Origin of the sequence: Apibacter muscae (genome assembly GCF_007845635.1) — a bacterium.
GTDB classification, from domain to species: domain Bacteria; phylum Bacteroidota; class Bacteroidia; order Flavobacteriales; family Weeksellaceae; genus Apibacter; species Apibacter muscae.
Map to the genome: position 1 here is coordinate 1 of NZ_SELG01000034.1, position 22743 is coordinate 22743.

31 protein-coding genes are annotated in these 22743 nt (G+C 30.4%); 9 read left to right on the forward strand and 22 right to left on the reverse strand.

Features of this window, described 5'->3' with window-relative positions; all coding sequences use genetic code 11:
• The 7 genes from ETU08_RS07510 to ETU08_RS07540 form a co-directional block, all read right to left on the reverse strand.
• Positions 1–566, reverse strand: a 566-nt coding sequence (locus tag ETU08_RS07510; RefSeq protein ID WP_146262415.1) for a hypothetical protein, incomplete at its 3' end; no start/stop codon positions are given.
• Positions 560–1132, reverse strand: a complete 573-nt coding sequence (locus ETU08_RS07515) for a DUF6712 family protein (RefSeq protein WP_146262416.1) — start codon at positions 1130–1132, stop codon at positions 560–562. The genes ETU08_RS07510 and ETU08_RS07515, both read right to left, overlap by 7 nt.
• Positions 1125–2261 carry a hypothetical protein gene (locus tag ETU08_RS07520; protein ID WP_146262417.1) on the reverse strand — a complete coding sequence of 379 codons (1137 nt, stop codon included), beginning with the start codon at positions 2259–2261 and terminating at the stop codon, positions 1125–1127. The genes ETU08_RS07515 and ETU08_RS07520 overlap by 8 nt, the downstream gene beginning before the upstream one ends.
• A 2-nt stretch (positions 2262–2263) precedes the next feature.
• The gene (locus tag ETU08_RS07525; protein WP_146262418.1) at positions 2264–2818 is read right to left on the reverse strand and encodes a hypothetical protein; all 555 of its coding nucleotides are present in this window, start codon (positions 2816–2818) and stop codon (positions 2264–2266) included.
• The gene (locus ETU08_RS07530; protein WP_146262419.1) at positions 2818–3402 is read right to left on the reverse strand and encodes a hypothetical protein; all 585 of its coding nucleotides are present in this window, start codon (positions 3400–3402) and stop codon (positions 2818–2820) included. The genes ETU08_RS07525 and ETU08_RS07530 overlap by 1 nt, the downstream gene beginning before the upstream one ends.
• Before the next feature lie 31 nt (positions 3403–3433).
• Entirely contained in the window at positions 3434–4528 is a 1095-nt protein-coding gene (locus ETU08_RS07535) for a hypothetical protein (protein WP_146262420.1), read from the reverse strand.
• 6 nt (positions 4529–4534) lie between these two features.
• Complete coding sequence (locus ETU08_RS07540; protein WP_146262421.1) at positions 4535–5590, reverse strand: ATP-dependent Clp protease proteolytic subunit; 1056 nt, start codon at positions 5588–5590, stop codon at positions 4535–4537.
• 131 nt (positions 5591–5721) lie between these two features.
• On the opposite strand from ETU08_RS07540, the gene ETU08_RS07545 reads away from it, so the two are divergent.
• The gene (locus tag ETU08_RS07545) at positions 5722–6303 is read left to right on the forward strand and encodes an STM2901 family protein (protein ID WP_146262422.1); all 582 of its coding nucleotides are present in this window, start codon (positions 5722–5724) and stop codon (positions 6301–6303) included.
• Positions 6304–6321: 18 nt separating this feature from the next.
• On the forward strand, positions 6322–6669 hold the full coding sequence (locus tag ETU08_RS07550; RefSeq protein WP_185145293.1) for a DUF1493 family protein: 348 nt from the start codon (positions 6322–6324) through the stop codon (positions 6667–6669).
• Positions 6670–6738: 69 nt separating this feature from the next.
• On the opposite strand, the gene ETU08_RS07555 is transcribed toward ETU08_RS07550, so the two are convergent.
• From ETU08_RS07555 to ETU08_RS07570, 4 genes are read right to left on the reverse strand one after another with little or no spacing between them, the layout of a single operon-like run.
• A complete protein-coding gene (locus ETU08_RS07555; RefSeq protein ID WP_146262424.1) occupies positions 6739–7164 on the reverse strand; it encodes a hypothetical protein in 426 nt (141 codons plus the stop codon).
• Positions 7161–7805, reverse strand: coding sequence for a hypothetical protein (locus ETU08_RS07560; protein ID WP_146262425.1), 645 nt, complete (start codon positions 7803–7805; stop codon positions 7161–7163). The genes ETU08_RS07555 and ETU08_RS07560 overlap by 4 nt, the downstream gene beginning before the upstream one ends.
• A gap of 58 nt (positions 7806–7863) precedes the next feature.
• Positions 7864–8151, reverse strand: a complete 288-nt coding sequence (locus tag ETU08_RS07565) for a helix-turn-helix domain-containing protein (protein WP_146262426.1) — start codon at positions 8149–8151, stop codon at positions 7864–7866.
• A gap of 22 nt (positions 8152–8173) precedes the next feature.
• Positions 8174–8437 carry a hypothetical protein gene (locus ETU08_RS07570; protein ID WP_146262427.1) on the reverse strand — a complete coding sequence of 88 codons (264 nt, stop codon included), beginning with the start codon at positions 8435–8437 and terminating at the stop codon, positions 8174–8176.
• A gap of 108 nt (positions 8438–8545) precedes the next feature.
• On the opposite strand from ETU08_RS07570, the gene ETU08_RS07575 reads away from it, so the two are divergent.
• Both ETU08_RS07575 and ETU08_RS07580 read left to right on the forward strand, forming a co-directional pair.
• Positions 8546–8857 (forward strand): SH3 beta-barrel fold-containing protein, encoded by a 312-nt coding sequence (locus ETU08_RS07575; protein ID WP_146262428.1) that lies wholly within the window; start codon positions 8546–8548, stop codon positions 8855–8857.
• A 250-nt stretch (positions 8858–9107) separates the two neighbouring features.
• Positions 9108–9860 (forward strand): antA/AntB antirepressor family protein, encoded by a 753-nt coding sequence (locus ETU08_RS07580; protein WP_146262429.1) that lies wholly within the window; start codon positions 9108–9110, stop codon positions 9858–9860.
• Positions 9861–10122: 262 nt separating this feature from the next.
• On the opposite strand, the gene ETU08_RS07585 is transcribed toward ETU08_RS07580, so the two are convergent.
• The gene (locus ETU08_RS07585; protein ID WP_146262430.1) at positions 10123–10728 is read right to left on the reverse strand and encodes a hypothetical protein; all 606 of its coding nucleotides are present in this window, start codon (positions 10726–10728) and stop codon (positions 10123–10125) included.
• A 106-nt stretch (positions 10729–10834) separates the two neighbouring features.
• Here ETU08_RS07585 and ETU08_RS07590 point away from each other — a divergent pair, with 106 nt between their 5' ends.
• From ETU08_RS07590 to ETU08_RS07600, 3 genes are read left to right on the forward strand one after another with little or no spacing between them, the layout of a single operon-like run.
• The gene (locus tag ETU08_RS07590; RefSeq protein ID WP_146262431.1) at positions 10835–11236 is read left to right on the forward strand and encodes a hypothetical protein; all 402 of its coding nucleotides are present in this window, start codon (positions 10835–10837) and stop codon (positions 11234–11236) included.
• Complete coding sequence (locus ETU08_RS07595) at positions 11214–11672, forward strand: helix-turn-helix domain-containing protein (RefSeq protein ID WP_221410545.1); 459 nt, start codon at positions 11214–11216, stop codon at positions 11670–11672. The genes ETU08_RS07590 and ETU08_RS07595 overlap by 23 nt, the downstream gene beginning before the upstream one ends.
• Position 11673: 1 nt before the next feature.
• Positions 11674–12141: a hypothetical protein gene (locus ETU08_RS07600; RefSeq protein ID WP_146262432.1), complete on the forward strand. Its 468-nt coding sequence runs from the start codon at positions 11674–11676 to the stop codon at positions 12139–12141.
• 8 nt (positions 12142–12149) lie between these two features.
• Here ETU08_RS07600 and ETU08_RS07605 read toward each other — a convergent pair whose 3' ends face one another.
• From ETU08_RS07605 to ETU08_RS07625, 5 genes are read right to left on the reverse strand one after another with little or no spacing between them, the layout of a single operon-like run.
• Positions 12150–12374: a hypothetical protein gene (locus tag ETU08_RS07605; protein ID WP_146262433.1), complete on the reverse strand. Its 225-nt coding sequence runs from the start codon at positions 12372–12374 to the stop codon at positions 12150–12152.
• Complete coding sequence (locus ETU08_RS07610; protein WP_146262434.1) at positions 12362–12661, reverse strand: hypothetical protein; 300 nt, start codon at positions 12659–12661, stop codon at positions 12362–12364. Before ETU08_RS07610 ends, ETU08_RS07605 begins: the two co-directional genes overlap by 13 nt.
• On the reverse strand, positions 12645–16526 hold the full coding sequence (locus ETU08_RS07615; protein ID WP_146262435.1) for a phage tail tape measure protein: 3882 nt from the start codon (positions 16524–16526) through the stop codon (positions 12645–12647). Before ETU08_RS07615 ends, ETU08_RS07610 begins: the two co-directional genes overlap by 17 nt.
• A gap of 14 nt (positions 16527–16540) precedes the next feature.
• Complete coding sequence (locus tag ETU08_RS07620) at positions 16541–16720, reverse strand: hypothetical protein (RefSeq protein WP_146262436.1); 180 nt, start codon at positions 16718–16720, stop codon at positions 16541–16543.
• 57 nt (positions 16721–16777) lie between these two features.
• Complete coding sequence (locus tag ETU08_RS07625) at positions 16778–17059, reverse strand: hypothetical protein (RefSeq protein WP_146262437.1); 282 nt, start codon at positions 17057–17059, stop codon at positions 16778–16780.
• Positions 17060–17241: 182 nt separating this feature from the next.
• Between ETU08_RS07625 and ETU08_RS07630 the strand changes: the two genes are divergently transcribed.
• Together ETU08_RS07630 and ETU08_RS07635 are read left to right on the forward strand one after the other, a co-directional pair.
• Complete coding sequence (locus ETU08_RS07630; RefSeq protein WP_185145294.1) at positions 17242–17877, forward strand: DUF4280 domain-containing protein; 636 nt, start codon at positions 17242–17244, stop codon at positions 17875–17877.
• 3 nt (positions 17878–17880) lie between these two features.
• A complete protein-coding gene (locus ETU08_RS07635) occupies positions 17881–19191 on the forward strand; it encodes a hypothetical protein (RefSeq protein WP_146262439.1) in 1311 nt (436 codons plus the stop codon).
• 54 nt (positions 19192–19245) lie between these two features.
• Here ETU08_RS07635 and ETU08_RS07640 read toward each other — a convergent pair whose 3' ends face one another.
• The 5 genes from ETU08_RS07640 to ETU08_RS07660 form a co-directional block, all read right to left on the reverse strand.
• On the reverse strand, positions 19246–20211 hold the full coding sequence (locus tag ETU08_RS07640) for an RHS repeat domain-containing protein (protein ID WP_146262440.1): 966 nt from the start codon (positions 20209–20211) through the stop codon (positions 19246–19248).
• Positions 20177–20953: an RHS repeat domain-containing protein gene (locus ETU08_RS07645; RefSeq protein ID WP_146262441.1), complete on the reverse strand. Its 777-nt coding sequence runs from the start codon at positions 20951–20953 to the stop codon at positions 20177–20179. The genes ETU08_RS07640 and ETU08_RS07645 overlap by 35 nt, the downstream gene beginning before the upstream one ends.
• Before the next feature lie 29 nt (positions 20954–20982).
• The gene (locus ETU08_RS07650) at positions 20983–21480 is read right to left on the reverse strand and encodes a hypothetical protein (RefSeq protein ID WP_146262442.1); all 498 of its coding nucleotides are present in this window, start codon (positions 21478–21480) and stop codon (positions 20983–20985) included.
• A gap of 19 nt (positions 21481–21499) precedes the next feature.
• Positions 21500–22105, reverse strand: coding sequence for a YwqJ-related putative deaminase (locus ETU08_RS07655; RefSeq protein ID WP_146262443.1), 606 nt, complete (start codon positions 22103–22105; stop codon positions 21500–21502).
• A gap of 141 nt (positions 22106–22246) precedes the next feature.
• Positions 22247–22678, reverse strand: coding sequence for a hypothetical protein (locus ETU08_RS07660; RefSeq protein ID WP_146262444.1), 432 nt, complete (start codon positions 22676–22678; stop codon positions 22247–22249).
• Positions 22679–22743 lie beyond the last annotated feature (65 nt).

Below are 22743 nucleotides of genomic sequence, written 5' to 3' on the forward strand. Positions count from 1 at the left end.
GTTAAGTTATTTTCATCAATATTAAATTTTGAAATAGAATAATTATCATATCCTACGAAGTTTTGAAGCTTACCTATATCGTTATAATACATAAAGCTTTCATTGTTAAATGCTATTTCAAAATTTAATTTATGTCTAATAAAAAGCTTCCATATGTCCCCATCAAATTGGTACACTTCTTCTATATTTCCCTCAGCATCAACAAAACTAAAATAATCGCCTACTTTAGGGTTGCTAGGGAATGGTGTACCTGTGGGTGCTTGGTTGCTTTGGGTGTAATTAGAATTAATTGATGTTTCTTCATTAACAGTTGATCTATTAGACCCAAAAATAACTTTGGTAACTAGTTGCTGGGCTTCTTGTGCAGAAGAAGGTATTGTTCCATTAATAATCAAATCAGAATAATTAATAAAGTTTGTTAAATAATTGAATGAATCTAAATTTTTAATTATAATAGATTCTCCAGCCAAATTAACTTTATAATTTCGCGGTAAATACTGACTAATTCCGCCTATTTCTAGCTCAAAATGAGAATCATTGTTAGGTATTGTGTTTATTTTTACCATAGTGGTGTTATTTTTTTTGTTATTACACTAGATTTTATTCCATAAGGAGTAACAGAAGATGAATTTTTTTCTGTGTTATTTAAACATGGACCACATTCTGAAGAATTATATTCTGGAAAGATATTTTTTGAAAAACATAAATATGTATCAACATCTTTAAATAATGCGTGCGCTAAATTTCTATAATAATCATATTGCATTTTTATGCTTGATGAAGACTTTGAAGAATAAAAACTACTTTGAAAATCCATATTTCCAACAGGAGTATCATTATATTCATTGAGCATAACATAACGAGCATAAGCATAATGAGCTAATACATTTTTTAACCCTTCATGATATTTATACCCCCCTGATTGAACTTCATATTTACCACCAAATAAAAGGGTGTGAAATATTTCATTATCTTTATTTTCAAGTACGATATACCAAAAATCTTGAAGGAGTTTCTTCATATCATGATTTTGTGCTTGTGTAATTCCCAATATTATTTTGGATTTATCACAATGGATAGACAGTTGACCAATATTTCTTACCTCCTCTATGGTTATTAATAAATTACTCATCTATTAAAGGATTAATTTTTAATTCAAACCCAAGTACTTTAAAAGTTTTTTCTATTTCGTCCCTATCCCAGAAAGTTTGTTGATTGTAAAATCTTTGCATTTCTCTGTAAGATTCTCCAGAGTTGCTAAATATTGCATCACTAGAGAAGGCTAGTCCTTCCGGCAAATTTTTAAATACTCCTAAAATATTTCTTATTATACGTTTATCTGTATTTTCGAACAATTTATCATCGTATTGTGCATCTAGTTGTATAAATTTTACAGCATCTTCCAAGTTTTGACCAGCTTCAACATCAAGCCTATATACGCCTCCAGAATTTTCAGAACCAAGAAATCTCGAAAAATCATTTTGTATTTTTTCTTTTTCCTCTTTTTCTAATCCGGCACACACCATAATTAATTTACCTAAAAACGCTAATCTGGATTGTGTGTTAGTATATATAGATATTCTATGCTCACTGTCTGCATCGTTATAAGCAGGATCAATAAAACTTAGTGGATAAACATAATCAGAAGGATTAAAAAAATAGACCTGTCCTCTAAAATCAGATATAGCTCTTTCAAGAGAAAAAGTATCTTTTTTATTCCTCTTATTTAAACTAAAATCATTTAATAATTGAGCCTTTAAAACCTCCTGGTTATTATTGAAAGGATAATACCATTTTCTTTCTTGACTATAACCGGAAAGATAACTCCATTTTTTTTCATAATTATCATAGTAAATTTTTCCTTTGCTGTCTTTATCGTCCTCTTTGGAAATTCTGCATTTTGTATAATCTAAAACATCTAAGCTTTTAATTACTATTTTTCCATTCTCCCAGCCATATCCAATATGAATAAAAGCTCCTCCTTGATAAGTATAGCTTTTTATGACTTTCTTTAAAATGGTAGACAAAGTGTAATTTTTCCTTTTGTTTATCAAAATATCTGCGCCTTCATCTATACCTTTTCCATAGATATAGGACATCATCACATTAACACATCTTTTAGCAGTAGGAGAGCTGTTAATAATCCTTTCTATCTCATTTGGGTATAGGTTATTTGCACCATTTATATAGATCTTTTCATCGTTATGTAATACTTTAACTACTCTGCTGAATAATTCAATAAAAGATGCTCTAACTCCCATATCTATTTAATATCTTCTTCTGTTTTCTTTTTAGAAACCTTCTCTTCTTTATTTTCAACCTCTTCCTTTGTCTTGTTTACAGAAATAGAATCTAAATTCAAGTCTTCAACTTTTTTATCTTCTACTTTTGTATTTTTAGTTGAAATTTTCTTCTTTTTACTATCTTCTTCTGATTTCTCTGTTTCAACAAGAGTTTCAAATTCTTTTTTTCTGGCTTCCAGTTCTTGTTCTGTGCCATACTTCAAATAATTCTCTGCAAATTCATCGGTCATTTGGTTTCCATAAATCCTATAAGTTCTCCGATCTTTGATGTAGGTAAATATTTTTTGGCTTAAAAGACGGTTAATTTTATATTTATTATTTTTCATTTTTAAATTACTTGAGTTATTATTTTTAGTAGATTTTACAAACAGATCCCAATCAGAATTAAAAGAGCAACTCATACAATTAGGCTTAAAACCAAACTGCTTTTCGAATAGATCTATATAGGAAAGCAGTAGAGATTCATTTTTACGAACTTCCTGCTTCCCTATATGTATCAACTCCTCCCTTGTCATTAGGCTGCCTTATTTTCAAATAAAGAATCGAAATCAGCAGTTTCTCCTCCTGGAGTTTCTGATTCATAGATCAGAGGCAAGCTGTTCTCTTGTGCTGTTTCTAAAGACTGTAAGACAATGGCATTAACCCCATTATTTGCCTGTAAGTCATTAGTATAATCTGCGGAGGATAATCCGTAATCCATTCCATAAATTTCGATGCCTCCTGTTTTAAATTGCATTGCAACCACAAAACTTCCTCTATCCAATTCATGTTGTGCTAATTTTCCTTCTGCATCAGCTGTTTGTATGATCATATTTGTTTTATGAAGGTATTGAACCATACCTTGATCGGTGGTAGATTTATCAAAAGAGCCAGAGAATGAACTCCCTGATTCCATCGCTCTATATAGATACCCTTTCTTCCCTTCTTTTAAACTGAATTTTACATGATATTTTCCAGTTTTGGAATCTATGGTTATGTTGTAAGTAGCTATATCATTTTTATTTATAATAATTGCTTGTTGGTAATATCTTTTATCTAATGAGGTACAAGCTAAATCTTGTCCCCTTTGAATTTCTGCACATAAACTGGTTACTGCCATTGTTTATTTATTTTTTAGGTTAATTATTAATTTAGATTGCAATTGCATATTCATCGGTTACCAACTTGGCTTCCATGGTAGAGTTTGTTTTAACAATTAATTTGTCATTAACATTATCAAAAACTACTTTAAAATAGTTTAAATCATCTTTTTGAGATGTTCCTATCCTCAAATTTTCTCTAGATGTAAGCAAGGCAAAGTTTGGATTTTCTCTAGGATTATTTCCACCACCACCATTTAGTTCAGGAATTTGCTTAATCGCTGTATCAATTTCACGATGTACGATGATTTTAACCCCTCTAAAGGAAATGTTCTCCTTGTTCCACAAAGGCACGTGCTGAATCAATTTAGTATCATAAATTTTTTCACAATAACCCGCAGCTCTATCTGTTTTTTCATTTAACCAATTAACAAAAGGTTTTGCCATATAATTTGACATTTTGATTAATTGATTAGAAGGGTCATACCAAGGTTCGTCAGAGACAGAATCAATAAGATTATTTAAAGTATCAAACACTTTTTCTCCTGTCATTAATTGATCTTTGTAAGATGTAGCTAAGTTTTCATTGATGTCAACTTTTAACCCACCACCAGCTTGTGCTTGAACTAAGTAACCATTTTGTTTATTTAAATAGGGTGCTTTTTTTGACTCATCTGCCAAATAAGCATTCCTCCATTGAGCAGCTAAAAGGTTTTCTTTAATTTTGTTTATTAAGAAAGCCATATAGATGATTCCTTTATCATTTTCCTGTGGATTGTAGATTTTAAAAGTTCCATAAAAAGCAGCGAACTCATCATCAAATTTTTTTGTACAAAATTCGTATTGACATCCAAATTGTTTTAACCTCCATTCTTTCGAACTATAATTTAAATCTAGGCTACAGCTATTATACTCACAATTGTTTTCATCCATATAGCTATTGCTTGTATAATCAGCCTCAGAAGTAATAATTTGGATTTTTTCTCCAGTTTTAACTCCAGTTTGAATGTAATGTGAAGTTGTCAAATTAGAAACTCCATAGCTCTTGGTGAATATAGCCTTAGATATTGTTGAGCTGTTACCAGCTACTATACCTTGTATAGTTTCTGCGAATTCATTAAAATTGCTTTCAAAAGTTGTATTCATTGTTTTTTAGATGTTAAGATTTTTAAGTTTTTCTAAGTAGTTTATAGAACCACCTTCATATTTGTCTTTTTTGGCTTGTTCATCGGCCATGGATGATTCTAGTTCTGTGAACTTGTTAAGGATTTTCGAAGATCTTTCAGCTTCATTTTTGAATTTTTGAAGATCTTTTATCAATATTTCTTTTTCCTCTTTTTCCTTGTTTAATTGTTTTTCTAACTCTTGGATTTTAGTATCTTTTGGATCTGTTTCAATGGGAGGGTCTTTTGGCTCCGGTTCAGCGCTATTTTTTTTAATATCTTTTAGCGCTCCGTTTTCAAAGACATAAATAGTCCCATCAGACATTGTAACTTCTCCTTTAGCTGGTTCTCCGTTATAAGAGGCAGTATCTCCTATTTTAACTTCTTCGCTTTCTTGTACTTCTGAAAAAAGTAGTTCATTGTTTGAGGCATCAAATTCTATTTTATTGTTAGCTTTAAAGGCTTTGGTAAAAGCATTAAAACGCTTTTTTAACCATGTTTCTTTGTTGTTTTTTTCTTCCATTTTATGCATTATTTTATTTAGAAATTCAGGTTTGTATACTTCATCTACCTCAGTCCCAAACTTCATGTCTAAGGCTTGATCTAAAGGGATATAGGTTTCTTGCTGCATTAATTCTCTTGCTTGTTGTTCACTCATTAGGGTGTGTTCAGTGTAGAATTTTGCTAATGATTCATTTACAAATTCAGAGTCTTCACCCATAGGTGAATATGCTTCGTGTATAAATGGTAGTATATAGGGGTTGAGTATTCGTTTATCTCCTGCGAGAAATATAACTGTACCTATGGAGGCAACAAAGCCATCGGCCCGGGTGGTTATTTTAATGTTTTTTTCTTTGGCAAATCTTCTAAGTTCTCCATAGATAGCGAAGCCTTCGTCTACATAACCACCATCTGTCTTTATCCTTACCAAAACATCAGGCTCTCCATTGTATTCCTCAAGCCTTCTTTGTAAGTCTTTCAGTGTGAAAGTATTTTCAGATTGATAATCGGAGATACCGCCATATATTTTAATCTCAAAAGCCATAAAGAACGTTGTATTTTATTCAAAAATACAGACAATGGGAGATTAGTTGTTGGACAGACTTTTGTCTAATGGCGTTAAATTGAAAGGATTTTTTTATCTTATATTTGTATACTTATTTAAGTATATCAAATATGGATTTGTCAAATAATGATTTATTAAGTTTAATTGAACGTACTAGAAAAGAAAGTGAATTTGGTATTAGTTACAGAACTCCTTTTCTTGTTAATGAGTCATTAAAAAGAAATTTAACAAAAAATATAGGATTATACAATAATAACAATTCGAGTCCATATTATTTAAAAACAGGTATTACAAGTATTAAAGAAGTTGTTCAACAACATAATTATAGTAAATCAATTTTAGGGACTGGAATGTTTTTTATAGGTTTTCCTATGATAAAAAAACGATTTGTTACAAAAGGTTCTGTAGAAGGAACATCTATAGCGTCAAAATTTCTTTCAAATAAACTATCTTATAATATGCCATTTAAAATATATAGCATCAATTTATATGGAAAACTAAAGACTACAACAAATTTAGGTAGAGGGTTTGGTCGTGTAATCCCTAATATAGGTGTGGCATTGCTAATTATTGACGCAATAGAATTACTTATTGAGGTATATGAGTATGATAAAAATAATAATAAAGTAATCTTTAAAGGATTTGGTAATGGAGGAAGTTTTGGAGGTGGTGGAGCTAGTGCTATTTGGTAACTTATAATGAAAATAAAGATGATTGATAATAAATTACAATTATTTTTAGAAAAAGAATTATTAACAAAATGGAGTAAGAAAATAATTTTTACCCCTCAAATGAAATTGTATAAAGATTTTGGTCTAGAAGGAGAGGATGCAGAAGATTTTTTGTTACATTTTACTAAAGAATTTAAGGTTAATTTTGATGATAAGTTTAATTTTAGAGATAGATTTTATTTAGAATTTGAAGAAGGTTTTATAAAAAATCTATTTGCTCCTTTTATTTCGATATTTAGTTTTGTAACCAATAAAAAAGCCCCTAAACTCAAAGATCTTAGCATAGGAGAACTACAAGAAGCAATTAATACAGGAGTTTTAAAATAAAAAAAGCCCCACACGGGGCTGTGGAGTTTTATATGCTATTTAAGTAAATGTTTTAGTTTAAATTGGAATTTAAAACATCCAATCTTTCTCCCAAATAAATGAATTTATAAATACCCATTTATCTGCATCTTTTTTATACCAAATGGTAAAGTTGGTGTCATTGTCTTTTTCCCAGGTAACTTCTTTAATCAATATTGGTTGATCTCTTTCCTTTTCATTAAAATAATTATATAACTCTATTCTAAATTCAGAGATAATAGCTTCATTTAATAAATATTCTTCTTCTGTAATAGGTTTATATTTTTCTTTAATTTGTTCAAAAGACCAATTTTTTACTTTTTCAGGATCTATAAAAGCCATTGGTTGGGTATTTATTTTACTTCTTGTAGATATAATTTCAATAGGGGTACTAATGGTGGGGTGCGTTAGCTGTTTATGTTCTTGACAACTTATTTGTAAAACTAGAATTAAAACAAAAAGATTAATTTTTTTCATACTATATAGAAAGTTGTATTTGCGAACATAGAGTTTAGCTGGATTAAAACATAATCTAAATGACGATTTCTCAAATTATTTCCTATATTCATAATACTTAAATAATCTAATTTAAATCCCCCATTAAGTCTATAGCTGTCATGATATTCATCTGAATGGCTTATTCCTCTAATAGGAACATTCCCTATAGCATGACCGAATTCATGCGCTACAGGATATTGTTTGTATTTAGACCTACCTGCGTATCGAGTTACTATTTTTGTATCTTCTGTATCTAAACTTATAATTTTACTATTCCAATTTACGTAGCTTGTTTGAAACCCTCCTGGAGCAATCTTAGTTAAATTTACTTTCCAATGAGGATTTATCAATGCCCATTTAATATCAAAATTAACCGTAAAAGTGGTATTCTTATGCTTTTCAGCAAAAGAAGAAGTTCCTTGAACTTTTAATTTAAAATGACCTCCCCAAATTTTCCATATTCTTTGGTCTGCCAATTCATGAAATTTTCTTCTTTCAGTAATTGTCCAAGGGGTAACCTTTGTAAGCCAGTTGTATTGCCATCTTTCCTGTATAAGAATGATATTTCTACCTTCTTCTATAAAAATATCCATTCTATCAGTTCTTTTGGTTGTAGACATATAATAATAAAAATTTATCTACCCCAAAGATAATTATTTATCTGAGTGAGATAAAAATTTATTTGTTTTTTTCTTTTATCTCCTCTAACATCCTCTCTATGTCTGATATGGAGTTGATTTTATAAATTTTGCCTTTATGTTCTATGTATCCTTTAGTAACATTATCTATTGGCACAAATAATTCTATAAAGTCTACATCTAACGCTTTGGATATATCTTGTAATCTACTAATTGTAGGATTTCCATTTAAAGATTTAGAAAGTCCTACTTCTGTTATTCCTATTTTTTCTGCTAAATCTTTAAGCATTAATCCTTTATTTCTACAAATTTCCTTTATTCTATACATTTTAAATTTAAATTAGTGCAAATTATTTTTCACTTAATTTATAAAAAACTGATGTTTCTAATTTAAGATTCAGCATATTTAAAAGAGAATTTAATTTACCTTCTCCAATGTCTGGAGCTTCTTTTCCTTTAGCTATATTCTTTAAATAAAAAAATTGCCTTCTACTTATAAAATGTTTGTCTGGGTCTATTCCGTCAGTAGTTAAGCCATTATCTTTTAAATACTTTTCAAATAACTCTACTATTCTTTTATATAGGTCTTGTTTGCTTTCAAAAATATCTTTCATAAGACAAAGATAAAAAATATTATAAAAAAAAAGTGCATAAAAATTTGCACAATACAAATAGTGCAATTATATTTGCACTATAAAATAACAACAGATAATACAAACAACATGAAAACAATATTAAAAAATATAATGATTGAAGCTTGGAAATTTTTTAGAACTACAGGTAAAGAATTTTCAGAATGTTTAAAACAAGCTTGGAGAAATTTTAAACTTGTTCAAGCTATGAAAAAAGGTATCGTAAAATTTTACTTCACAAAAGTAAATGGAGAAGTAAGAGAGGCTTGGGGTACTTTAAATGAAAAATTCCTGCCTGTGGTTTCAGGTATTGACAAAAGAAAGAAAAATGAATTTGTACAAATATATTTTGACACAGAAAAGCAAGAATACAGATGTTTTAAAAAACTTAACCTGATATAAACCTTAAAAAATAAAGCCATGAAAACAATAAGTATATCCTACGAACAAAGACTAAATATTAATGGTAAAATAGGTTATGTAGATTTTATAGGGGAGGATGTAATAGTACTAGTCAATGATAATAGAATAGCATAACAGAGGTAATAAATATTAAAGATATAAAACAAATAGAAACATTAACAAACAATTTGCAAGGATGGTCAACCAAAGACATTCATTACAATTAATAAAACTTTAAAACCCCAATACCATGCAAGAATTAGTTAAAATCACAGAAAAAAACGGAAAACAAGCAGTAAGCGCGAGAGAATTACACACGTTTTTAGAGGCAAAAGAACGATTTGGAAACTGGATAAAGAGAATGTTTAAATACGGATTTATAGAAAATACGGATTATGTAGGGTGTAAACAATTTAACACCCTAGCTAATCAAGAGCTTTCGGATTTTGCTCTAACATTAGATTGCGCAAAAGAAATCTCTATGATTCAAAGATCAGAGAAAGGAAAACAAGCCCGACAATATTTTATAGACTGTGAAAAGAAGTTAAAAGAAGTAAGACAAATAGGAGATGGGGAAGATTTAAAAAATATAGAAGCTAAAATAATGGTTGCTAGATTTTATTTAGAAGTTTGCAATCCCAATGAAAATTCAAAACTCATGCTTATGCATTCTATCGCTAATCCTGTGGGCTTAGACCTTCCAGACTACACTACTTCCAAAGATGTGTTGCGTTCAGCTTCTGAGCTGCTTAAAATAAACAACATAGGTATGAACACAAGACAACTAAACCAATTACTATTACAAGAAGGAATTTTAACCGAAAATTCAAGATCTTCAAATAGCAAAACAGCTAAAGACGGAAAGAGTTATTTCAAAACATTAACAGAAAAGGGATTAGAATACGGAGAAAACCAATCCTCAATTCATAACCCTAAAGAAACACAACCCTTATATTATGAAAATAAGTTCATGGATTTATTAAAGTTATTGAATTTATTGTGAGTTCCTTTCATTTTTAAATTTACAGCTGTTGTTACAACTTTTTGAAAAAACGCCCTTCCTTTTCAAGGATTGTGAGTTCCTTTCATTTTTAAATTTACAGCTGTTGTTACAACATCTAATCCTATAAATAGTTGATAGGTAAATATTTAGAAACTAAATTAGGATTTAAAAAAACTAAAAAACCGAATAAAAAATAATTTTTTATTCGGTTTTTTTATTTCTGATATTTAGTGTTCTTAAATGCTCTAATATTATACAAATTTTATTGAATTATTGTTGGAGTTAACTCTTCTTTAGCTCTATCAAATTCCTCTTGCGTAATAATACCCAAATCCAATAAGTCTTTTTTCTCTTTCAATAATTTGATAGCCTGTTCTTTAGTAATTTTTGCATTAGTTAGTAATATTTCTCCTGTGTTATAAGCTTGATCAAAATTTAATACAGTAATATATTTTGTTAATGGTATTTTTTGCCCTTGAACAGGTTGTGTTTGTAATTTAATTCCATAAGTACCCATGCTTCTGAAAATTTGGATTTCTTCTATTGTTATATAATTACCTGTTAAAGTTCCATTTACATAATCAATACCTCTTAATAATGTACCATTTAGAGTTCCAAATATTAAAAAACTAAAATCGCCTCCAGTACCTTGTTTATTTGAAGGAATACCGAGTTTTAGAGTATCTCCTTTTTTTATACTATTGCCATCTTCAGTTATATATGTTCCAACTATACAGTTGTTAGAATATTTATTTCTAAAATTACTATCAGAAAACTCATTATAATTAAAAGTTTCAACTTCTTTTAATTTTTGCCCAAAGCAAAACACGCAAAGAGTTAATAAAAAGAATAAGCTTATTTTTTTCATAAGTAAAATTTTAGCCCAAAAGTAATGATTTTATCTCAGTGGGGTAAAAAAATACATATATTTGTCTATAACTTTAATTTTTTAAAGTTTAGCTAAACCTAAACAATTGAAAAAATATTCATTATCTTTGTCTAATTATTTTCCTAAAGACACAAAAATAAAAGTATATGAGCTTTGTAAACAAGGAGTAAGTTATTTTGATAATTTTTATACAGAAATAGAAGATGAAGGGAATTCTTATTCTGATTTAGTTGCTGCTATTAGAATAATAGAAGATACATCAAACCTATTATTAAGACCTAAAGGTCAATTTCGAAAATTACAAACTAGCAATTCTCCCTATAAATTATATGAAGCAAAAAAAGGGATAATAAGGATATATTTATTTCATGAGGAGCATAAAGGCAGGGTAATGGTTCTTGGAGGAAAAAAAGATAATCAAAAAAAAGATATAGATCTTTTTCAAAAAATCATTAAAGAGTATTATGAAGAACAAAATAAAAAATAACAAACAAAAGTTAGAAAAAATACTTGAAACCCCTTCTTACTGGGTAGAAGCAATAAATGGGGAACTTTATAATTCTATAGTTGAGTATATGAAAAAAAATAATATGAATCAAACTCAACTTGCTGAATATTTTAATATTTCTAAAGGAAGAATTTCACAAATACTAAATGATGGAGATATAAATTTTAAAATTGAAAAAATAATAGAAATAGCCTTGAAGGTTGATAAATTCCCAATAATTAAATTAGAAGATAAGGAAATATACTTAGAGTCTAAAACACAGATAAACAATATTATACCTTTAACATATAATTATAATAATGTTCTTTATAGTGAAGTTAAAGATGATAATATAGAAATATCTAAAGGCACAGAAGAAGGGTATTTGAGATTTGAAAAAAGTGATACAGATGTATTTAAACTAGCAATTAGTTAATATGGATAAAAAGGATTTTTTAGGATATAAAGTAGATAATATATACACCTCTTTTTTTCAATTAAAAGATCTTAAAAAAGAAGAAGTTAAAGAATTGTTTACTATTAAGGATAGACTTGAATTAACTATAAGAATAGCTTTTATTGCAGATTACAACAATGGTACAATGAATGTAGGAGTTGTGATAATGCTAACAGATAGAGAAAAACACGAATCTGTTTTACACCATGTAGTTAATACAACGTTTGGCATTTTGGGTTTAAATACTATTCTGGACACAGAAACGCAAGAACTAAAAATACCAAAAGAAATGATGTTAAGTCTTTTATCGATAAGCTTTTCACATGCCAGAGCAGTATCAATAACAAGTTTAGGCAATACACCTTTAAATGGTTATTTTGTTTTACCTGTTGTTGGGGTTAATACACTAAAAGAATCATTAGAAACAGGTCAAATGAATTTTAAATAATTTAAGCCTTACCTCTCCATTTTTTTTATAGCACGTATGATGGTTTTGATATCTACTCTAAACTCCTCAGCGGTTAATTGGTATTTTTCCATTTTACTTAGTGAATTATCTACTCCTTTATAGAACTTATACATTTCATAATGGTTTACTACAGAACAGCTAATTAAGCCCCCTCTTACCATCCTTTTAAATACACCCTTATTTTTATTTATTAATTCTCCTACACATTCCATTTTTCACACTTTTCAATGCTTTGTCTTAATTTATAAGGCAATTCACACCCACATTTCACACAATATTGCTCTGAAATCAAAGGGATTCGTGTGTCTTTTACCCTCAAAAAGCTAATAGGCTCCATCTTCATAAACTCACATCCTGCACATATTTCAGCCCTTTTTTTGGCTAATTCTTCTATTGTTTCATCAGGGATATTAAAGTTATTAATACCCTGCTGAACTGGTTCTATTCCATTTTTAGAAATAGTTTTTACTTTTTTTATAATACTAGAAACCCGCTCCATCGCTTATTCTTTGATTTTTGGTTAACTGACTGATACCTTTTTGACTTCCTGCTTGGCTACCTTGCAGGCTTCCTATCTGTGAGCCTATCTGACTTCCTATTTGTGAGCCTTGTTGACTACCTATTTTACTTCCATTTAAAGCCCCTTCATATGCCCCTTGTTTTATAGAGGAGGAGAGGGATGATAAATCAATATTATTTGAATTTTGACTAGAGGCTAAAATCATTTGAGTGTTAACTGGGAATCCCTGAAACATGTCAGAGGTTGGGCGTAGTAATTCTATATTCTGCCACCCTCCGTAAGCTTCTACGTCTTTATGATTAAACACTACTTCTTTTCCATGCACAGCTCCTCTTTCTTCGTAAATAGAACTACCTCCAGTATACCCCCCTTTGAAGTAGCCTTGAGAGGGCTCATTTTTATTTAATGGAGAAACTTGCATTGCTGTTACTACTCCTTTACCTACATTTTGCAAACCTTCAACCGCTGAACTTACTTCTAACCCTGCAATTTTAGCTACCTGTGCAAATCCAAAAACACCAGTTGCGATAGCTTGAGCTATCGCATAGCCTGGAATAGGTTTTCCTGCAAAAGCCTCTAGGGTTTTTACTATCGCAGAATAAGTATCAATGGTTGTTGCTGCAATAGCAGCTGCTTTCCCCGCCATTGTTTGTTCTCCCATTATTTGGGCAACCCCTTGAGCTATTTGTGCGTATGCTTCTAGCTCCGCAAACTTAGCTTCTTGTTGAAGTTGAATAAGCGCGTTTTTGTACTCGTAATCCATGTTATAAAGGGCAGAATTTAAATAAGCTTTTCTTTCTAAAGTTGCTTGGTCTATTTCATAATATATATCTGCCATTTTAAGGGCTTGTTCTTGCGTTTTTATTTCTTCTAATTCATTTTCAAGTTTAATTCTTTCTTCATTTTGTTGGTATTCATTTTTTATTTGCTCAGATTTAATTAAATACTCGCTTGCTCCACTACTAATTAAAGCTTCTATTTTTTGCTTAAACTCTAAAGCTTTTGCTTGTTTCTGCTCTGCGAGTATTTGGGCGTTGTATTTATCTTTATTTTCCTTTATTTTTTTGTCTGTTTCGCTTTCCAGTTTAATTTTTTCATGTCCAAGTTTGGTGGTTATTTCAAGTATTTTAGCGTTCTTTTCCTGTTCATTTTTAATGGTTTGGCGGGCTTGTTCTATTTGATTTTTCGCTTCTTGGTCTAGGAATTCTTTTTGCTTGTTTTCGATTTCTTTTAAACGCTCCGCTTCTAGCTGTAAAAGCTTTTCATTAGTTCTTTTACTTTCATCTAATTTGCTTTCACTAGTTCTAATAAATTCGTCTAATTCGGCTTTCATGATAGCTAAGCTAGAGTTGGATATGGCTTGTAAAGCCTTTAACTGCTCCTGAGCTTGTTTTAAAGATTCATTGTCTTTTTTTGAAGGTCCGGATTTTTTAGTGTTTTGCGAAGGTGGTTTAACAGCGGTTGGCTTCGTTGAATTAGCTTCACCTCCTTCATCCTTTAAAGCAGAGGAACTAAACTCAATTTTATTCAGTTTGCCGTTTACGGTTGTGTTTATAGCGCTTTCATAAGCATTTTTAATGTCTTTAGCACCTGAGATGGCAATGTCTTTCATTCCGACAAATCCATCTTTTAAGGAATCTTTTATACCATCTAGATCTAAGGTTAAGAGAGATTTAATTAACCTCGCGCTACTTTTTAGATTATTCCATAGTAATTTGAGTGCAGATGTAGCAATTGACATTTGAACTTGAAATATAGTCCCAATACTACCAATAGCCCCTCTAAGAAGCATCGAACTATTGTACGTTTCAATAAAACCATTAGCAAATTCAATTATACCATCAATCATTTTAATTAATGTACCATTCACCCAAGATTTTCCTTGTGCTTTCATCATTTCAAATGTACCCCCAGACGTATTGAATAACTGCGCCCATTTTTGATTTAAAGCCTCTGTAGATTTGATTTCAATCTGTCTAGCTTTTTCGATTTCCGTTAATTCTCGGTGGGTATTTTCAAGACCATTATTTAGGGCTTTAACGATATGCACGTAACCTCCAGTGTCTTCACCCATAGAACCCATTACATTAGCTACTACCGCCCCTGTATCTTTGAAAGATAAACCAAGTTCTTTACCTTTTTTTATTAGTTTGTCTAATACCTCACGACCTTGTACCTCTCCAGCTTTATATTGCTTAATTAAATTATCAATAAAAGCTTTGCCGAAAGTATTATCTAAACTTTCTTTTCCTGCTTTATTTAGATCATTGAAACGTATGGAAAATTCTTTGATAGTGTCAACAAGTTTGTCTTTATATGTACCTGCTTTCGCTCCTTCTTCCATAATAGAGAAGAACTCATCAGCAGAATAACCCATATTTTTAAAGTGAGAGACATATTCAGAAGTATTATCAAAAAAATCTTCTGCACTCTCTCCAGAACGTATAAAACCATTCGTCACTTTATTAAAGGCATCTTCATAACTAATACCCATACTATTTGCCACCGCATTAACAGCATTTAGGGTCTGTTTTTCGCTTTCTCCTGATTCTTTAGACAATGTTCTAACCTTTACTGTTAAATCCGTTAGAGCATCCCCTGAAAGACTTGTAAATTGCTGAACCAAACGAGTGGATTTACTCATTTCGACATTATAATCATACCACATTTTTGTGAGTTTTGCGACTCCTGCTAAAGCAATTAAAAATGCACCAATAGGGTTGGAGCCTAAAGCTAATGCTTGAGAGTATAGACCTTTAAATTCTCCTGTAAGAGCCTGAACAGGAGTAGCCCCCCCTTGTAATGTTTCAAATAATCCCTCTAATTGCCCTCTATAATTTCCTACCTCTACTTGATTAACTCCTGTAGATTTTTGAAGCTCCTTATATTCATTATCTTGAGCTTGGATAATATTTAATAATCTCCCTCCAACTTCAATATTGTTTCTCTGCTCTGCTGTTAAGTCTCTATATATTTTCCTATTATTAGCAAGAGCTTGACTAAGCTGGTTAATAGACCCGTCCGTTTTTATAATAACTTCATACTCATCTACCAAGGTTTTATTAAAAGCATCAACCTGTCTTTGAGAGTTTCTTAATTCTTGCTGTTCTTTTCGTAGAGCAGACGCATTTAATTCAAGTTCATTTCTTAGTCCTTTATTTTTGTCTTGCAGCTCTTTTATTAGCCTTGCTCTTTCTTTATATTCATCACTATTCGACTTTCCTTGTCTTGCTAATGAACTTAATACTTCGCTGTCTTCTAAGATGGTTTTTTCGTTTTCTTTAATTGCATCAGTAAAAAATTTTACTTCTCCTTTTAATATTTCAACCTGTTTTCTAGCTTCTGCCGCCTTACTCAAAAAACTATCAACATTTAAGTCTACTGTAGTGACTTTTGCATTTTGTGTCTTCTCCAGTTCTTTATTAACCTTTTGCAGTGATATAATAGTTGCTTGAGCATTTTTTTGAGATGCATCTGAATTTGCCTTTTCCTTTTGTTTTGTCATCTCCAGAATTTCATTAGCTCTGGTTCTTTCTTTGTTTAATTGGGCAACTTGGGCTTGTAAATTAGCAATAGTTTCTGCCTGAACCCGCATCGAGGCTTTCAGCTCATCCATTTGCTTTTTGTTCTTTTCTAATTCCACATTCATGGATTTATCGGAAGTGGTAAAAAGATTTACAACCTTAGATAGTTTTTCGTATTCAGAAGTCATCGTATTTAATGATAAAATAACCCCATCCTGTTCTTTTTTTACAATTTGTAATTTTTGGGTATAATTTTGAATAGATTTTTCAAGTAAACTTGTATCCCAATCAAGTTCAGCAATAGATATTTTTTCTGCCATTTTTTTGTCTTTTATTAAGAATATGCTTTAAAGCCTGATGAAATTATAGGTTTATAATATATATCACCTTCAGTGGTGTTTAGTTTTACTTCAATATTTCCACTTATAAACCCTTCATAGGTAGTAGCAAAATCACTTTTTCCTATTTTTATTTCTAATGGGTTTGAAATATTTAATATCTCATTTTTGTTCAAAATTGAATAAGTTTTTTCTTGTACATCAGGTTCAAGAATAGTAGTGTTTTTTAAAATTTATTTATTATCTAACACGCATATACTAACTATTGGATCTTTTTTATATCCAAAGCCAACACCCACATATTGGTAATTTGAAACTATAAAGTCTAAAGTGTTTGTAGTTGATATATATTCAAGAGGAATAGTTAGTTTTATTAGTATATGGTCTTCATGATCAAACCATTCTAATGGTAAATAGATTTTTTTATCTATTCCAACGCTATTCTCACCAACACTATTATTTAAAGAAGTATTTGAACATCTCCCATTATCAAGCTGAAACCTGAAATCGTACAATCCATATGGTAATTTAATTGAAGTAAATACATTGTTACCATCCGTTTGAAAATTAACTTTAGCTTTTTCCCATTCTGTTTTTTTAATTGAGCGAAAGTAAATATGATTTATATATCCATCTAAGTAAGGTAAAGAAATTTTAAAAATTTGATTATTTTCTGAGGGATTATCAAAAGGCTCAATTGAGAAGTTATCATAATAATATTTGTGAACTAAACAATCTTTTAGGTTGGAAAGTAAAAGCAGGAACCGAGCTTTTATTGGAAAAAGAAAAACCTTCTCAAGAAAAATTACAAGAAATAGAAGAAAGGCAGGAAGAACAAAAAATACAAGAATTTAAAGAAGAAAGAGAATCCCATGAAGGAAGTCATTTTTTAGTACATGGAGCAAAATGTATTTGTAACAAAGGTAGTAATTTAGCAACCCTTAAAGTAATATCCAATCGATACACCCCTTTTAATAATAACAGAGAGGGAGCCTATGCCGCTACTGAAGAAGGTGTACAATTTGAAGAGGGAAGCTTCTGTTTTGGAAGTTGTAAATTAAGAAAAAATGATCCCTGTATATTTTCCCCTGCTGGAAAATGGCAAAAACCTTATAATTATGTTAAAATCTATGATATGAAAACACTAACAGAACTTTCATATCTAAATTGTACCCAAGTAGGGAAGATTACAGTGCATTACCATGGACAAAAAATAAAAATAGGCTTTATGCATTTACAGAGAGCAGATACAGAAACTTTGAACATGATATTGCCCGGACTAGAGTTACAAGAATACATGGAAGAACAAGATACTGACCAATATTATATATAAAATATGGCTAAAGTTTTAAAAGGAATAAAAGGAGAAAGATTTCCCAAAATTGGAGAAAAAGTTATGTATAGTATAAGCTTGGTTGATGGAGTAAAACCTGAGAGTATATCCGATACAGAAATCAAATGGCAATTATATCAAGCAAATGAATATAGTGAATACGAAATTGTTAACTTTTCAGGGCAAAAAATAGGCAAAGAAGTTCCATATACCTTTTTAACCCCTCTATTAAACAGACACATGAAGCTAATTGTCTCCTACAAAGAAGACAGTACAGAAATGTTAGTGATACCAACACAGGGAGAAGCTAAAATAGTAGATGTATTCTTTTTAGATAATACAGGTAAACAATTAAAAAAAATCCCTTCTTATGGAGAAAGCATTATCCTGAGGGTTTATACAGTAAAATTGAATGATAAAAAACTTAATTTTACTATTTACGATATAGTAGAAGGAAAAGAAGTAGAAGTTGGAAAAAACTTAAAACCCCTAAAAGTCATACAAAGTAATGGAGTAGTAAAGTCTGATTTAATTACTCTTAATATTGGAATGCCAATAAGAGCTAAGCAAGATATGTCAGCAGAGGTACATAAATATAAGGTAAAAGTAACTTGCGAAGATCCAGCTTTAAGCTATGAAGAAGAATTAAAAGTAAAAAACGAACAGGTTAATGTTTCTATTATTCCACCCGATGTGCAAACACCCACAACAGTAGGAACTGCACCTAAAAAAGAGGAGGAAAAGAAAGAGGAGAATAAAAAATGCTTTTGTAATAGAGATTTAACTGTGGAAGAAGTAAAATCTTTCTATAATTCTAAAATGTTATTTTCTGCTAAAAATTGTCCTTTACCAGAAAATAAAAAAACATATGAAGAATTTGTAAAAGCCCTAAATATTGCTATGAAGGAGTATAATATTAATACTTGTTTAAGAAAGGCACATTTTTTAGCACAGATTGAAGTGGAATCTGATAGATTAAATACAACATTAGAATATGCAGAAGGTTGGGATTATGATCATACAACACATCAGGGGAATTATGATAAATACAAACTGTATCTTTCTGATAAAGATAAGTATAGACAATATAATGATACTAAAATAAAAAGAGGATATAATAGGTATAAAAACAGTTTTCAGCAAACCATTAGCCAACCATTCGTAGCCCCAGTCATCCGGTTGCCACTCGGGTTGTTTATGTTTACCTTGTTCATCTCTACCCCTGAGCCGATTGTATTCTTCCCGTTCTTTTTTAGAATAAGAACGTATTTCTGCCTTTTCGTCAAAAATATTATCGTAAAACCGATTTTTTGAACATTTATCATCTATCCAAAAACCCGTAAACGCCCCTTCATCTTTAGGATCAATTCAAAAACTCATTTTAGTTTCAGAGTTATCTAAAACCTCAATATTCGGATTTTTTCTTTTGGATTTTAGAATTAGATTTCCCTCGGTATCATAAAACAAATATTGATCTTGAAGCTGAATTAGCTTTCCACCCCTGCCATATTTTCTATCTTGCTTGGCAGTTTCTCTAAAGAGATTCCCAATTTCGTCAGGCAATTTATAATCAAAACTACCATCTTCGTATCGGGCAGAAGCCAGGCTACCGAAAGCATCATAAGCAAAGGTTGTTTCTCCATGAGTTAAAGCATTGGTAATTTGTTGCAACTGTTGGGAAGCATTCCACTGATAGTTTTTATGTAATCCTGATTTAAATTTGTAAGATTCAACTTTTTGTGAAAGAGGAAGATTATTTTCATCGTAACTCCAACTGCTTTTTACACCTCCAGGCAAGGATCTTTCCACTTCCAGCCCCAGCATATTTCTTTTTATTTTAGCAATCCACAGGTTTTCTTTGTCCCCTGCCTGTATACCAGAAATTTGCCCAAAAGCATCACGTGTATAGTTTATATTTGCACCTAAGGAACTTTTAACTTCAACAAGGTTACCATCTTTATCATAAAGATAATCCAGCAGGTGTTCTCCTTGTTTTTCCTGTAGAATTTTACCATCTCGGTTTCGCTTGAAACTAACGGCTGTTTTGCTGTTTCGGGCCTCAATAAGCCTAACTGCTTGGTCGTAAGAAAAAGTTTCCCAGCTACCGTCGTGGTATTCTGCCCGGGTAATCCGCCCGCCCTTGTCGTATTCGTATTCGGTAAAGCGGTCAGCTCCACGTTTTATGCGAACAACCTTTCCAGCCTTGTCACGTTTATAGTAGCGGTTAATTCCGTCGAAGGAAACTTCTCGAACAATATCTCCTCTTTGGTTGCGGGAGAATTGGTATTTTTCCCCTTTTTCATTGCTTAGTGCAGTTAACCTTTCTTGTAACATCGTATTCAAAAAAAACCTTAACGCCTTTTTCTTCCCTGCTCCGTATACTCCCCAAGGGAGTATAGGTATAATTTATTTTTGAGTGCAAAGAATTTACCCGCAAGATACTGTCATAGGCATCATACTTAAGGTCTATAATTTCTGAATTAGGTAATTTTACCTTAGACAAACGCCCCAAACGGTTGTATTCAAATTGTTGTTTATTACCCAGAGGATTAATTACCTCGGTACATTCTCCTAAAGAATTGTATTTCCAACGCGTAGTTTTTTTTAAAGGATTGGTCAATTCCACTAAATTGTATTGGGAATCGTACTGTAAATGGGTTTCTTCCTCCCAATGGTTTCTTATAGTGGAAATAAGATTTTGCTCGTTGTAGAGAAAACGGGTAGATTTTCCGTCGGATTCTGTACTATGCAGCCTATTATTATAGTAGGTCCATTTCGTGTGGTTGCCGGAAGGATCGGTAGCTAATATCAGTCGGCTTTCACTGTCATAAGCAAAAGTATACGTACTTTCATCAGGTAAAGTAGTTTTAGTAAGATTTCCTAATTCATCGTAATTATGAAGAGTTTCTAAGCCTTCTTCATCGGTTTCTTTAACTAGCTTATCCTTTAAATTTAAAAAGTCGTTTTCTAAAATATCTTTTAATTTAATATTCTCAATTATTATTTTGTTATATAGTTCCTTTGATTCTAAACCATCATAAATTTCTATTCTATTATTCTCTAATATTTTTATCATATAATATTTGACTTCTAGAATAAGGGTATTTAATTAAGTTGAATAGGAAAACCCCATCCATCATCATCCTGATAAGAATATTGTAAAAAATTATTTATATCTGGAAATTCAATGCTATTTTCTTTACATAAATCTATAATTTTAAGTACAGGTTCTAATGTTAAAGGACTATATTCTCCTGTTCCACCATATAAATTATTTAAACCAACATCCAATGTATAATCTATCATTTCTGTTAAATAAGCAGGAATATGTTCATAAAATATTTTTAATTTTAAAACTAATTTATGTTCAAATGAAAAATCATTTATATTAAATTTTTCATCTAATATATTTATAGGTTGTATATTATTTGCCAATTCTTCCCAATCACTTAAATTATTAGATTCAAGAAATTCTTTAATAATATTAATTATTAAATTGGATTCTCCATTATTAATATTATTTTGTTTAAAAGCATTTTGAAGGCAGACTAGACAAAAGTACATTCTTCCTCTTATTGATATTTTTTTTATGCTATTTTTCATATCTAAAATTTATAATTTTTTAATCAGATGTTACATATCCAATATCTTTTGTGGTTACTTTACAATTTTCACATCTTTCAAAATCTTTATAACTTCTTGATTTTTTATCAATAGAAACAGTATGCATTTCCATATCTTTAGGATTAACACCATCTTTAATAGCTTTATTATAAGCATCGACTTCTGCACAATTTTCAGCAGGCCATTTTTCTTTGCTAGGTTTAGGTAGTTTATCAGCTACATTTTTATCTAATTTAGTTATATCATCTATCCCCTTTGATGTTCCTTTATATATTTTTCCTGTTTTTTTATCAACAATAACTGATACTGCTCTAGGCATTTTATTATTTGATAAGGTATCTAATAACTCTTGTGCATATTTATAAGCCTCAATTTTAGCAGATCCTTTATATATCTTCTTCCCAACCTTAAAAATACCCTTAATAGACTTTGCTATTTTACCCAATTTAGTTGTTTTCACAAACTCATTAATCGTGGTAATAGCTATAGATAGTTTTTCTGTGGCACTGGCTGCCACTGCACTCCCTTTAGCACTCTTAATAACTGCTCCTGCTCCTTTGGAACCTACTACCAACTCCTCTATAAACTCTGCGGTTTGCCCCATCAATACTCCTCGCTCTGCATTAGTTCCATGTACAATTTTCTGATCATAAAACTCGGAAGCTGCTGCCTTAATCCCCTTAATAGACTTTGCTAATTAAAAATCAAGTAAAAAACTATAAATACCAATGAACAAAAAAGAAGACTAAATATCTTCTTTTTTATTATAATTCATAAACTCCTTCCAAATATAATTTATATAAACAAGGTTGTGTTTCTCCAAAACCATATATATATATATATATATATATATGTAATTATCTACTTTATAATAATACAAACTTAAGTTATCACTTTCTATTTTATAATAATTGAAAGATTCTATTCCTACTTTCTCTATTAATCCTAGATTTTTGGCTTCCCTAAATCGTTTAGTTTCTGTACCATGAAGAATATGCAAATCTTTTTTTATAAAGTTAAAATTTTCTGTACTAATCTTTTCTTTTAGATTTTGAAAAGGATTATTTTCTATAATATCTATAAATCTAATATTTTTACTATTTATGACTACCATATCAAGGATAATTCCTTGATCAGAGCCTCCATAAATAAGTTCTTTTTCTTTTATTTTTTTCATAATAAATTTATGGCTTTACTGCTTTTATAGTAGATAAAATATTTTTCTATGCATTATTTTTAAAG